The organism is Bacteroidales bacterium, from assembly GCA_021648725.1.
Lineage (GTDB): Bacteria > Bacteroidota > Bacteroidia > Bacteroidales > JAADGE01 > JAADGE01.
Genome location: JAKISF010000010.1, coordinates 17,270 through 31,662 on the forward strand (window position 1 = coordinate 17,270; position 14,393 = coordinate 31,662).

General features: G+C 30.9%; 10 protein-coding genes. 4 read left to right on the forward strand and 6 right to left on the reverse strand.

Annotated elements, in window-relative coordinates:
* The first annotated feature begins 1 nt into the window (after window position 1).
* Window positions 2-475, forward strand: a complete 474-nt coding sequence (gene smpB, locus L3J35_05585; GenBank protein ID MCF6365658.1) for an SsrA-binding protein SmpB — start codon at window positions 2-4, stop codon at window positions 473-475.
* A 14-nt stretch (window positions 476-489) separates the two neighbouring features.
* Here the strand turns inward: smpB and pbpC are convergent, their stop codons facing one another.
* The 5 genes from pbpC to L3J35_05610 form a co-directional block, all read right to left on the reverse strand.
* The gene (gene pbpC, locus L3J35_05590) at window positions 490-2,868 is read right to left on the reverse strand and encodes a penicillin-binding protein 1C (protein ID MCF6365659.1); all 2,379 of its coding nucleotides are present in this window, start codon (window positions 2,866-2,868) and stop codon (window positions 490-492) included.
* A 401-nt stretch (window positions 2,869-3,269) separates the two neighbouring features.
* Complete coding sequence (locus tag L3J35_05595; GenBank protein ID MCF6365660.1) at window positions 3,270-3,455, reverse strand: DUF86 domain-containing protein; 186 nt, start codon at window positions 3,453-3,455, stop codon at window positions 3,270-3,272.
* A gap of 25 nt (window positions 3,456-3,480) precedes the next feature.
* Window positions 3,481-3,780: a nucleotidyltransferase domain-containing protein gene (locus tag L3J35_05600; GenBank protein ID MCF6365661.1), complete on the reverse strand. Its 300-nt coding sequence runs from the start codon at window positions 3,778-3,780 to the stop codon at window positions 3,481-3,483.
* 15 nt (window positions 3,781-3,795) lie between these two features.
* Window positions 3,796-4,074: a hypothetical protein gene (locus L3J35_05605; protein MCF6365662.1), complete on the reverse strand. Its 279-nt coding sequence runs from the start codon at window positions 4,072-4,074 to the stop codon at window positions 3,796-3,798.
* An 11-nt stretch (window positions 4,075-4,085) separates the two neighbouring features.
* A complete protein-coding gene (locus L3J35_05610; GenBank protein ID MCF6365663.1) occupies window positions 4,086-4,847 on the reverse strand; it encodes a ParA family protein in 762 nt (253 codons plus the stop codon).
* Window positions 4,848-5,052: 205 nt separating this feature from the next.
* Here L3J35_05610 and L3J35_05615 point away from each other — a divergent pair, with 205 nt between their 5' ends.
* The 3 genes from L3J35_05615 (at window position 5,053) to L3J35_05625 (ending at window position 12,943) form a co-directional block, all read left to right on the forward strand.
* A complete protein-coding gene (locus L3J35_05615) occupies window positions 5,053-7,878 on the forward strand; it encodes a hypothetical protein (GenBank protein ID MCF6365664.1) in 2,826 nt (941 codons plus the stop codon).
* A 53-nt stretch (window positions 7,879-7,931) separates the two neighbouring features.
* A complete protein-coding gene (locus tag L3J35_05620) occupies window positions 7,932-9,887 on the forward strand; it encodes a tetratricopeptide repeat protein (protein MCF6365665.1) in 1,956 nt (651 codons plus the stop codon).
* 176 nt (window positions 9,888-10,063) lie between these two features.
* Window positions 10,064-12,943 carry a T9SS type A sorting domain-containing protein gene (locus L3J35_05625; GenBank protein ID MCF6365666.1) on the forward strand — a complete coding sequence of 960 codons (2,880 nt, stop codon included), beginning with the start codon at window positions 10,064-10,066 and terminating at the stop codon, window positions 12,941-12,943.
* A 50-nt stretch (window positions 12,944-12,993) separates the two neighbouring features.
* Here the strand turns inward: L3J35_05625 and L3J35_05630 are convergent, their stop codons facing one another.
* The gene (locus L3J35_05630; GenBank protein ID MCF6365667.1) at window positions 12,994-14,391 is read right to left on the reverse strand and encodes an ankyrin repeat domain-containing protein; all 1,398 of its coding nucleotides are present in this window, start codon (window positions 14,389-14,391) and stop codon (window positions 12,994-12,996) included.
* Window positions 14,392-14,393 lie beyond the last annotated feature (2 nt).

The following is a 14,393-nucleotide window of genomic DNA, read 5'->3' on the forward strand; positions in this document are numbered from 1 at the left end:
TATGGCAAATGTACTGAACATAAAAAACAAAAAAGCAAGGCATAATTATGAGTTGCTGGATAAGTTTATTGCCGGAATTCAACTTTACGGAACAGAAATTAAATCTATAAGAGCCGGGAAAGTCAGTTTAAATGATTCGTATTGTGTTCTTTTAGAGCAAGTAAATAAACCGGGAGTTTTTGAAGTTTGGGTTAAAATGCACATCTCGGAATATACTCACGGAACTTATTCTAACCACGAACCGAAAAGAAACAGAAAATTGCTGTTGAACCGAAAAGAAATAGATAAAATTGTTAAAAAGGTAAAGGCATCTTCACTTACAATTGTCCCTACCCGACTGTTTATCAACGACAGAGGACTTGCAAAATTAGAGATTGCCATTGCAAGAGGAAAAAAATATCACGACAAAAGACAAAGCCTTAAACAGAATGATGATAAAAGAGAAATGGATAAATTGAAGAAAATGAGGTTGTAGTTACCGGTAAAAAGTTATTTGTTCCTTCCCGTAATTTCAAACTTCTTAATTAGTTTTTCTCCTTTTTCATCAACTAAAGTCAAAATATGCTCTCCTTCTTTCGGGCTCAGTTCAATTTGATGAATTTTAATTGTTTTTCCGACAAGTTTACTGTCAACATACCAAAAAATCGTTGTTTTTTTATTTCTGTGTGCCGCTTCAAAAACAGTTTTTCCGAGTTTGCCGTCTAAATCAACGGGAACATAAATTTTTGAATTATGAAAAGGGTAAATCAACTCCATATCTTTATTTGTTTGTTCAATATTATTGGAGCAATCATATCGATACGGCGGTAAATATTTATAAGATGCATTTCTTTTTTTATAATAAAATTCAACCGAAGGAGGAAGAATAAACCAAGGTTTTGAAACAATATTACTTACTGATTCACAATTTCCGTTTACACGATATTGTTCAGTTTCATCAAGGTAAATTAAAGTGTGATAAGGGCAAACATCTGTTCTGTTTCCTGTTGAAGGAATCCACATTTCTTCTGTATCATCGCAAACCAAAGAAGCTAAATGACCGCTTTTTTTACAAATTTCTGCTTTTATCATATCCTGCTCAGGCATTGTAAACCAATTTTGAGCATCAGGCAAAATATCAAATACATCAAACAAAACCGGAGCAGCGGCTCTTACTCCTACAATTCCGGGGCGACCTTCACCGTCGGCATTTCCTGCCCAAACACCCACAACATATTCAGGAGTTACACCTATTGCCCAAGCATCTCTGAAACCGAAACTCGTACCAGTTTTCCATGCAATGCGTTCCGAAGATTGAAACATTTCCCAATTATTATCATCATCAGGTCGTTCAACATCCAACATGGCTTGAAAAGTTAAATAAATTGCAGATGCAGAAAAATATGAACTGTTTTCAAAATGTTGCCAATCTTCGTCAATATTTCTTTGTTGTTTATCTTTCAAAATATAAACAGGCGGGTGAAAATCATTTTTATCGTATTGATAACCGTATTCTTCATAATGATTTAAAGTTCGAGCCATTGACGCATAAATTCCGCAAATATCCCATAAAGTTCCTTCGCAACCGCCGAGTATTAACGATAAACCGTAATAATCGGCATTATTATGCAAAGTAGTCATTCCGATGTCTTCGAGTTTTTTGTATAACTTTTTGTTTCCGTATTCTCGCAACATTATTACGGCAGGAATATTAAGAGAACGAGCCAAAGCTTTATGTGCGGGAACTGCACCGTCATATCCTCTGCTGTAATTCTTCGGTGTATAACCGCCTATTCTTGTAGGAATATCATAAATTAAAGTATTAGGCAAAATCTCTCCTTCCGTAAGCATGGATGCATACAGAAAAGGTTTTAAAATACTTCCTGTGCTTCTTTCGGAAGTTATAATATCAACAGAATTTTCATTAGAATTATCCGAAAAATCATTAATATTTCCGATATATGCCGATACATCTCCGGTTTCAACTTCGATTACCAAAACGGCTAAATTATTTATTTGATTTCCTGAAAGTCTTCTGTGATGTCTTTTAACTATCTCATTTACTTTCTCTTGCAAATCAGATTTTAAAGTTGTTTTTACTACTTTACTTCCTTCATTTTTTACTTTCATTAAAAGATGCCTCGAAATTGACGGGAATGACTTTGTGATTTCAGGCACTTCTTCTTCCTTTGCCAATTCATAAGTTTCTATATCAATTATATCTTTTTCGTATAAGCGTTTTAAAAGTCTGTTGCGTTTTTTAAAAAGAGCATTTCGGTTTCTGCCGGGATGAATTAATGCCGGAGCATTAGGTAAAACAGCCAAAGTTGCCGCTTGTGCCCAAGACAGTTTATCTGAATTTACACCGAAATATCGCCAAGATGCAGCATCAATTCCTACGACATTCCCGCCAAAAGGTGCATGAGATGCATACATTGCAAGAATTTCAGTTTTGGAATAAGAAAATTCTAAACGAGTTGCCAGAATAATTTCAATAATTTTTTCCCAAACAGTTCGTTTTTTGCCTTTCCGGGAAAGCCTGATTACTTGCATAGTTATTGTACTTCCTCCGCTTATTACTTTACCTGCCGATAAATTTTGTTTTATTGCTCTTCCGAGACTTATTATATCAACACCCCAATGATATCTAAATCTTTTATCCTCAAAAGTAATAATTGCTTCTTTAAACTTATCGGGTACTTTTTCCGTGAGGGGAAAACGATATTGTCCGTCTTCGGCAATATGAGCACCGAGTAATTCTCCGTTGCAATCTTTAATAACGGTGCAATACGGGTCGTTAAATAACTGCGAAGGAAGTATTTGCCAATAAATTATTATCAGAAGTAATATGACTGATAATTTTAATATTTTTTTTACTTTTTTGGGCATTGGTGCTTATTAAACTTAAAATTAGACATATTTCAGCTGCATATATCATATACTTTTCCAATAATTTTTTGTATGTTTTTTTCAGAAAGTTAATTTCTTCCGACAACTTTATCATATCTTTTCTTCCGGGATTTCCTGCACCAAGAACAGCTGTTGCATGTTCGCCGCCGAAACCTTTACTTTTTAATTTATAAACAAAATAATATAAAGGGTTTTATTCATAACACTACTCAATATAAAAAACTGCCGATTTCAAAGAAATGACAGTTTAGCTTATTGAAATTATTTTTTCAGATACTTTCTAAATCATTTTTTAGTTTCGGTAAATGCTTTTTTATAATTTGCCATACTTAATATTCATCAACTCCGAAATAATCATGTGCAACTATATTTCTGAATGATTATATTTTATACCATTCAACATAACTATTTGTATTTTTAAAACTCTCACTAAACTTTAAAGTAGTTTCTCCAAGAGCAATAAAATTCATTAAAACTGCATCAAAACTTTTTTCATCTTTTACAAACTCGTCTGCATTACTAAATTCAGATATATAATCAAAAATCTTATCGATTGTTTGTATCATCAATAAGCATAATATATCATCTTTATTAGACATAGATTACTTCGTTTAAAATGAAGGTTTTAAAAATAGGTTTAATTGAACGCTCTCTGCATAAATCAATCTCTCGGTTATACTTTTGTTTTAATATTTTTTTTATTTCTTGTTTTTTTTCAAATATTTCTTCAGTATCTAATTCCATTTCAATCAAAATATCTATATCACTTGTTTCATTTTGTTCATCTCTTGCAAATGAACCGAAAATACCAAGTTTAATAACATTATACTTTTCTTTGAACATTTCTTTGTTCAAAGAAAAAAAATATAATATTTCTTCTTTTGTTAACATTATTTTCAGGTTTATCTATTTCTCAACAATTTCATTTATTCCTGAATTATACGAAAGTCCGTGTTTTTTTAATGATTCTTGAAATTCAGATACGGTAAGTTTTCCGGTACGCCAAAGTGCAAGTTCTTTATTTAAATTTTCAATTTTAATTAACATCCAATGCTTTTCATCATCAGATAATTCCTTTTTTGAACTGATTTCAACAAGCTTATTTTCAGTCTGTTCACTTCTTTTTTTTATGCCGGCAGAGGCTAATAAATTATCAAGACCTCCTTTAAAGCTTTTCTTTGCCATTTTAGTTTTATTTAGTTACCGAATTTTTCTTCCATATCAATAACTTCTTGTACAATTCTTCTGTAGTCAAATGCTCCGTTACTGTTGTTGTCGTATTCAAAAATATCTTGACCTACGGCAGGTGCTTCCGCCAAAGCAATATTTGTTCTTACTTTTGTTTTAAAAACTCTGTCGTCGAAATACATAACAATTGTGTCTAAAACATCTTTATGAAGAATTTTTCGTTTATCAAACATTGTTACGAAAACACCGCTTATTTCAACTTTTCTGTTCACATTTGCTTTTATGTTATTTACAACTTCAATAATTTTAGCTAAACCTTTTACTGCCAGAAAATGCGGTTGTATCGGAATGATTACTTCCGTTGAAGCTGCAAATGCATTTAATGTAAGTAAACCTAACGAAGGCGGACAATCAATAATGATGTAATCATATTTGCCTTTTAAGGGTTCAATTAATTTTGCAATAGAATTTTCCTTATTTTCTTCAGATTTTAATTCTATTTCGGCAATAGCTAAATTGGATGATGCAGGAATCATATCAATATTTTCCCTGACAGAAATCGGCTTTAAACCGTTTCCGTTAGTGTATGCATCATAAATATGATTTTCTGATTCTGAAAGCCCGTAACTTATTGTTAAATTTGCCTGCGGATCTAAATCAATTAACAGCACTTTTCTTCCGTGCGATGCCAATCCTGCACCAATATTAACAACACTTGTTGTTTTTCCTACACCGCCTTTATGGTTACTTACTGATATTATTCTGTTCATTTTTTGATAAAATCTTAATTTATATGCCTTACTAATATTGAGTTACGAAAATATTTAAATTTTGTTGCAATAATCTTGCAAAAGACACTAAATTATAAAGTAAAATTAACTTTAACAAGAATATTTCAATATTTAGTTATACAAGTAACTTTTTTTGATAATCTAAAGCAATTATTTAATTTTGTTAAATACTAACATCTCGGTTATGAAAAAATATTTGAACATTATTATACTTTTATTTTTACCTGTTATTTTTTATTCGCAAGGACAAAGTCCTAACTCGGTAAAATGGGCAGAAATAAATACAGAATATGCACAATTTATTTTTCCGGAAGAAATTACAACAGAAGCACAAAGAGCTGCAAATCTCATAGACTATCTGTATTCTTTTGAGACTAAAACGCTTAACTCGAAGCCGAAAAAAGTTCCGATAATATTATACAATCAGTCAACAACTTCAAACGGATTTGCAGCATTAAGACCCCGACGTTCTGTTTGGTTCTCAACACCATCACAATATGCAAGTGATTTAGGGACTGACGATTGGTTTTATACTTTGGGAACACATGAATTCAGGCATATTGTTCAGTACTCGAAAAATAATAAGCATTTCACAAAACTTTTAAGCATTATTTTCGGTCAAACAGGTTTGTTAATGGGTGAATATTCAATACCTTATTGGTTTTTTGAAGGAGATGCCGTTTGTATCGAAACTGCATTATCAAAAGTTGGGAGAGGCAGAATTTCTCAGTTTGATATGGGAATAAGAACAATACTTTTAAATGATATTGATATTTCTTATGATAAAGCAAAATTTCGTTCTTATAAAACATTTTATCCCGGACATTATAATTTAGGTTACTTAATGACATCGCAAGCACGGGAAATATACGGTGCAGATGTTTGGGATAAAACTTTAAATCATACTTCAAAAATATCATTTTGGCCATATGCGTTTTCAAGAGGACTGAAAAAAACAACAGGGCTGAATGAAAAAAAATTATACAAAAAAATAATGAGTCGCTTAGATTCTGTTTGGACAAAGGAATTAAAAAATACTGAAACTTTTGAAGCAAATATTATAAATAAATCAGAAAAAAAATCTTGGACTAAGTACACAGAACCCAACTATTTAAATGATAATCAGATAATTGTAAAAAAATCAAGTTTAAGAAGTGATATTACAACCTTTTACATAATAAATGAAGACGGCACAGAAGAAAAAGTTAAAGCAACCGATGCCGGATTAATTTCAACAGCAAAAAATAAAGTTGTTTGGTCAAGAAAATATCATGACCCCAGATGGCAAGTGAGAGATTATTCTGATATAATTATTTTTGATATTAATACAAAAAAAGAAAAAAGGCTTACAAAAAACCGAAAATTATTTGCTCCCGCTATTTCAGAAAACGGAAAAACTATTGTTGCGGTCAGCTACGATTCAGAAATGAAAACTAAGCTTGTATTGATTGACTCCGAAACAGGCAAAGAAATAAAATACTTCACAAGCCCGAACAATGATTTTATCAGAACTCCGGCTTTAGATGAAAATGCCGAGCGAGTTGTTTTTACGCGAACAAATGCAAAAGGAACAGCACTATCATATATTGACTTAAAAACAGAAATTATTTACGACCTTACAGAATATACCGCCGAAAATATCGGCAGACCTGTATTTTATAAAGACTTTATAATATATAACTCCCCTTACAGCGGAATAGGAAATATTTACGCAATAAATATTAAAACAAAAGAAAAATATCAACTTACATCTGCAAAATACGGTGCTTATAATCCTAAAATATCGGATGGTAAAATGATATATATTAATTACGGTAAAAACGGTTATGATATTGCAGAAATTAATCTTAAAGAAATTAATTTTAAACCTATTTCAGAAGTTGAAGAATATTCTTTTAAAACCGCTGAGAATCTACAAAAACAAGAACAAGGAAAAGTTATTTTGCATCCGGATTTAATTCCGAATAAAACTTATGAAGTTAAAAAGTATAAAAAACTAAAACATGCTTTTAATATTCACAGTTGGGGATTAACAAGTAATTACCCCACTTATTATGATGCCGATTATCTGCAAAGTTTTAAACCGGAAATAGGAGCAGAAATATATACCGCAAATATGTTAAATACTGTTTTCGGTTCTGCAGGCATAAAGTATAATACTGATGATAAAACATTTAACACAAACATTTCATATATCCTAAAAAAATATTATCCGGTATTTGATTTTACAAGCCGCTGGTATCAAGTTTCTGATAATAATTATATACAAAACAGCATCGGAGTTAATCTGCCCTTAAATTTCTCGAAAGGAATATATTACAGCGGAATTAATTTAAACACAAGGCTTGCATATAATAACTTAATAAATAATACTTCTGATTATTTTATGCCTTCTGTCGATAATTTCTCAGCTCTAAGCTATTCCGGAAGTATTTATAAATTCAGGCAACAAGCAAACCAAGACATTAACCCGAAATTCGGTTATTTTTTCTATGCCTCCTATGCTCATACATCTTTCGAATCTGTTTTTACAGGAAATCAAACTGCACTTTTAGGTTCTGTTTATCTACCGGGCTTAATAAATCACCATTCAATTAACATTAAAGGGGGTTATGAAAGGCAAAATACAAATTTAGGAACTGATAATATTTTCAGAAATACAATTTCTTATCCAAGAGGATATACATTTTCAGCGTTTTCAAAAATTAATAAAATAAGCTTTGATTACTCCTTTCCTGTTTGGTATCCCGATTTTAACATAGGACCTTTTGCATACCTTAAACGAATAAGAGCAAATTTGTTTTTCGATTATGCTGAAATTGACGATTTAATTATTAACGGAACTCAAAATTTACAATCAACAGGCTTAGAATTATTATTTCAAGTATATTTTTTCAGATTAGGAGAACCGATTGAAATAGGCGGGCGTTTTTCTTATTTATTAGGAAATAACATGTTTAGCCCGGATAACATTATTCCTGAATTTTTAATTTTAAATATTCCGTTTTAGATAAAAAACGATAACAGCCTTAAAAATTATAATTAATTACTAAGTTTGAACTTATGTTTTATTCCGGATTAAAGCAAATACTTATTTTAATATCTTTATTTTGTTTGCTGATACCGGTATATTCTCAAAACAATAACATAGCTGACAGTTTATTAAACAAACTAAACAAAACAAAAGTTGATACTGATAAAGTTAATATTCTTAACGAATTAAGCTGGTTGTATAATAAATCTGACTTTCAAAAAGCATATACTTTTGCAGACAGTGCATTAAAACTTTCACAAAAAATATCATTTAATTCAGGGATTGCTCTTTCATATACACATAAAGCCTATGCTCAAATACGCCTCGGGAAACCTGATGATGCCCTCATAAATATAAATAAATCTTTGGCTGTTTATGAAATTCTTAAAGACAAGGTAAATATTGCAAAAAATTTAACTACAATCTCTCAAATTTATTACGGAAAACAAGATTATGATAAAGCTGTTGAATATACTGAAAAATCAATTGAAATTCGAAAACAGAACAATATTTTAAAAGACACCGAAATAAACTATATGATACTCGGCGTAATTTATACCGAACAAGGGAAATATACCGAAGCACTGGAAATGCTGTTTATTTCTGTTGATAATTGTGAGAAAAACAGTAATAAAAACAGTTTAGCAAGTAATTATAATAATATAGCAATAGTTTACAGAAAATTAAACGACAGCGAATCTGCAATTGAATACTACAATAAAGCACTTGATATATACAAAAACCTTAACAATATATACGGTGAGCTTAAAATATTAAATAATTTAGCTGTTATTTATGAAAAAGATAAAAATCTTGAAAAAGCAAAAGAGTATTACTCAAAAGCATTAGAATACAGCAAAAAAGTGAATTTCCCGAAAGGAATTGCAATGACACTCTCTAATTTGGCAGGAATTAATATATCAGAAAAAAAATATAACGAAGCAAATGAAAAATTGGACGAATCAATTAATATTTATTCGACAATAAATGACAATTACGGAGTAACTAATGTCAATTTGCTGAAAGGTCAAATTTATTTTGAAACAGGGAATTATGAAACTGCTTTAATTTATACCGAAAAAGCATATAATAAAGCAAAAAAAATAGGACTGCTTAAACATGAATCAGAAGCTGCTCTTCAACTTTCAAAAGTTTATGAAAAGATGTTAAATTTTAAGAAATCTCTTAAATATTATCACGAGTTTTATAAAACAAATGACAGTATCTTTAACATTGAAAACTCAAAGATTACAGAAGAAATGAAAAACAGATTTGAAGTTGAAAACAATAAAAAAGAACTAACCATTAAAAATCAAAAAATAACATTACTGGAAAATCAGAAAAAAATAAATTCTGTCAAGAACATTGCTTATATTTCTGTAATTATACTAATCTTTATTTTTATTTTATTTACCGTCATTTTCTATAAAAACAAAATAAAACGAAAAAATGAACTGATTGAGAAAAACAAAAAGATTAATGATATTGAAAAAAAAGCACTTCAAATAGAAATTGAAGCAAAAGAATTCAAAACAAAACAACTTGAACATGAAATTGAATATAAAAATAAAGAACTCCAAACTTTTGCTCATTACATCATTGACAAAAATGACTTTATTATAAAAATTCAAAAAAATATAAAAGATATTCAAAAAAACCTTTCGGTAAATTCACATAAACATTTGCAATCAATTCTGATAGACATTAATAATAAAATTCAAGCAGTAAAAGAAAACGAAGAATTTTTAGCCCATGTTGACCATATTAACAGTAACTTTTATTACAAACTAAAAAATACATATCCCGACATTTCTGAAAACGAACAACGTTTGGCATCACTTCTTAAAATTGGCTTATCTTCAAAAGAAATCGCTTCAATTCTTCATATTACATCAAAAAGTGTAGATACAAATAGGTATCGTTTAAGAAAAAAGCTTAATTTACATCAAGATGTTAATCTGAATATATTCTTCCGAAATTTGTAAAAGTTGAGATTTTAAAACACATTAGCTCCACATTATCAGCAATATAATAAATATGTTGTTGTGATTATAAATGCAAATAATCAAAAATTGTAGTTATTAAACCAATAGTATTTACTTGCTGCTGACATAAAACCGTTGTATAATTGCACTAAAATAATTTATAAAAATTTATTGATATGAAAAACCTTGTGCTTATAATACTAATCTTTATCGGAATATCTGACACGGTTGCCATAAATACTCCGACACAAAGTTCGCCTGCAAGCGGAACAGTCAATTTACACACAAATACAGTTTTGTGGATTAATCAAGTAACCGGTGCAACAGAGTACGACTATTTGCTTGATACTGTACCGACTTATGATTCACCCGCATTAAGAACAAAAACTCATTCAAGTTCATTCGGCGGATGGACTACAAACGACCTTTTTTACGGAAAAACCTACTACTGGAAAATCAGAGCAAGAAACACAACAGATACATCTGCATGGTCGTCAACTTGGACTTTTACGACACACAGCATCGGAGTATCACAAAGTTCGCCGGCAAGCAATGCCTTACAGATGGATTTAAGCTTAGTTTTGTGGATAAACAGATTAGGTTCTGAAAATTATGACTATCAGTTAGATACTGTTCCTACATTTGATTCTCCCGATTTACAGGAATACACACATACAGATGTTTACGGAGGACAAACCGTAAATGACTTAAGATACGGAAAGAAATATTATTGGCGTGTAAGAGGAAGAAATAGTTCTGATACTTCAAATTGGACAGGAACTTGGAATTTTACTACTAAAAATTACGGGGTAACACTGCAAAGCCCGTATAATAACACTACAAATATAGATCCTCAGATATCTTTGTTCATCAATAAAGTAACAGGTTCTGAAAACTATGACTACCAATTAGATACTGTTTCAACATTTGACTCGCCGAACTTAAAGGAATTTTCACATACAAGCTCATACAGCGGTTGGGCAGTTTCCGACTTAAGATACGGACAAAAATACTATTGGCGAGCAAGGGGAAGAAATAGTTCTGATACTTCAAATTGGACAGGAACTTGGAATTTTACTACTAAAAATTACGGAGTAACACTGCAAAGCCCGTATAATAACACTACAAATATAGATCCTCAAATATCTTTGTTCATTAATAAAGTTACAGGCTCTGAAAACTATGACTACCAATTAGATACTGTTTCAACATTTGACTCGCCGAATTTAAAGGAATTTTCGCACACAAGCTCATACAGCGGTTGGGCAGTTTCTGATTTAAGATACGGACAAAAATATTATTGGCGAGCAAGGGGAAGAAATAGTTCTGATACATCAAATTGGACAGGAACATGGAATTTTACTACTAAAAATTACGGGGTAACACTGCAAAGCCCGTATAATAACACTACAAGCATACCGCCATTGATTGCATTATTTATAAATAAAGTAACAGGTTCAGATAACTATGATTATCAACTGGATACCCTGTCAACTTTCGATTCTCCGGACTTACAAGAATTTTCACATACAAACTCATACAGCGGTTGGTCTGTTTCTGACTTAAGATATAACAAAAAATACTATTGGAGAGCGAGAGGAAGAAATGATACTGATACATCCGGTTGGACAGGAACATGGAACTTTACCACTAAGGTTTACGGTGCAACACCATCCTCACCTGCAAGCGGATCTATAAGCATATCAACAAATACCACATTATGGTTGAATAAAGTAACAGGAAGTGATAATTATGATTATCAAATTGATACAAGTTTAAACTTCAATTCTCCTTTACTTGCGGAATATACGCATTCAAGCACTTACAGCGGAATAGGTATCAGTTTAACACGTTACGGTCAAAAATACTACTGGCGAGTAAGGGGAAGAAATGATACTGATACTTCACGATGGTCATCTGCTTGGAACTTGACAACTTTCTTTGAACTTACAGAATCTCCGGTATTAATTGCTCCTGCAAACGGAAGTATTGGTATTACTTACAGTTCTGTTTCTTTAGATTGGAACTCAATTGCAAGTGTTAGTTCATATCAATATGAAGTAAGTACAAGCAATGATTTTTCTGCACTTATTAAAAGCGGAACAACATCTTTAACTGATCGTACAATAACCGGCTTAGACCCTAACACAGTTTACTATTGGCGTATCAGAGGTGAAAATTCTAACGGATTCTCTCCTTGGTCAGAAGTATGGAGTTTTACGACGGAAACAACCACAATGACAGCTCCTGTTTTAATAAGCCCTGCTAATTCCGCTACGAATATTTCTTCAACTTCAATTGACTTTTCATGGCAAAGCGTATTCGGTGCAAATGAATATATTTTTGAAATTTCACAAGATAATACATTTACAACAGGTGTTACGACTCAAAATATTTCAAACACATCAAATAATTTAGTCGCACTTAACGAAAACACGACTTATTATTGGCGTGTTGCTTCAACTGACGGTTATACAACAAGTTCGTGGAGTGACGTTTGGAATTTTACGACAGAAGGAACTTTACTTGCTCCTTCATTAATCAGCCCTTCAGATAATGCAACAAATCAATTAACAGATATTACACTTAGTTGGAGTGCCGTTACAAATGCTGCAAGTTATGAATATCAATACAGTACGGACAATAGTTTTTCAACATACATCAGCGGAACAACAAACAATACCGATTTCTTAATAAGCGGCTTAAACAATAATACAACCTACTACTGGAAAGTAAATGCAACTGACGGAACAAACTATTCTGCTTGGAGTGAAATATGGAGTTTTACAACTGAAAATAACAGTAAAGTAGGTAATATAAACAATATTAACACAGATATATATCCGAACCCTGCCGATAATGTATTTAATATAAAATCTGATATCGTTATTGATTATATAAATATTACAGATATTTCAGGAAAAGAGGTTTATTCGAGCAAAAAAGCCGATAAAGAATTTACCATTCAAACAAACAACTTTACGGAAGGAATTTATATTATTAAATTATTTTATTCGGATAAAAGAGAAGTTAAAAAGATTATTATTACACATTAAAGCAATTTATTTTCTCAGTAAAAAGCAAGGCAAAAAATGGTCTTGCTTTTTTATTGCAGTTTTTCCAAATAATCAATAATCATATTGGCAGCATCAACGCTTTTGGCATATTCAGCCATATTCATTTTTTTAAACATTATTTTCGGGTTTGCACCGTTGTCAATAAGAAGTTTTATCATAGGGAAATTTGCCTCTGCAATTGCCATGCTTAAACAAGATTCGTGATATTCATTTTTAAAGTTAACATTTGCTCCGGCATCAATCAAAACTTGTGCAGAAATATATTTATTATAATCAATTGCTTGCATTAAAGCCGTTTTATTAAAATACCCCGAATACTCCAAATTTGCTCCGGCATCAATTAATAATTTCACAATTTCATCATTATCTGTATATACCGCAAACATTAAAGCTGATTTTTTTGTCCATTCTTTTTCGTTAGGGTTTGCACCCTGCTCTATATAAAATTTAATTAAATCAACATTTTTGCTTTTAATAACTTCTAAAAAAGGATAATCGGCTGTCGATCTGTCTTCCCTGTACATAATGTTAACTCCTGCATTTTGCAGTTTCTTTATTGTATTAACATCTCCGTATTTTATTGCTCCGAATATTAACGGATCTCTGTCAGGAAATTTCCCTGTTGAAGTATTATTCAAGCCTGCTTCAAGAAGTATATCAAGAATTTTTTCATTTCCGAATAATATTTTGTAATCAAATTCAGAATTATTAACATTAGGCTTTAAGTTCAATACACGTTTTAATAATTGCTCATTTTCTAAGGCAAAATTAATATCAATTGTTTCATTATCTGCACCAAGTTCAACCATCTTTTCTAACACATCAATATTTTTACAACCTGATAAATTTGCATATTCAACTTTACATCCGGATTCTAAAAGAAGATTTATAATTTTCTTATTATCAACACTTAATGCAACATCAATCGGAAATATTTTATTCTTTGAAGGGGCATTTACATTTGCTTTCAATTCAATCATTTTTTTAACTACATTATATTTGCTTGTGTTTATTGCTTCTAAAAAAGGAGTTGAATTATCTGAATAAGTTCTGTATCTGTTTCTGTAAAAATGTTTAATAATCGGAATATAAGTTCCTGCTTTTCTTATCGAATACTGATATTCTATTACGGCATCAGGATTTGCTCCTTTATTGATAAGAATCTCAATATTCTCAATAAACTTTGTTTCTGAATACTTTTCATATTCCGTAATCAAATTAAATAATGCTAAATCTAATGAATCTTCCGAAATTTTAATTTTGTCAAAATCAATTGTATCTTTCGGATGATAATCTGTATCTGAAATTTCGGAATTTAATATATCTGATAAATTTACAATTTTCTCATCTTTATTATTTTTAGAACTTGTTCTTATACAAGAACCTAACAATATCAAAACTATTATTGAAAAATATATTTTCTTCATGG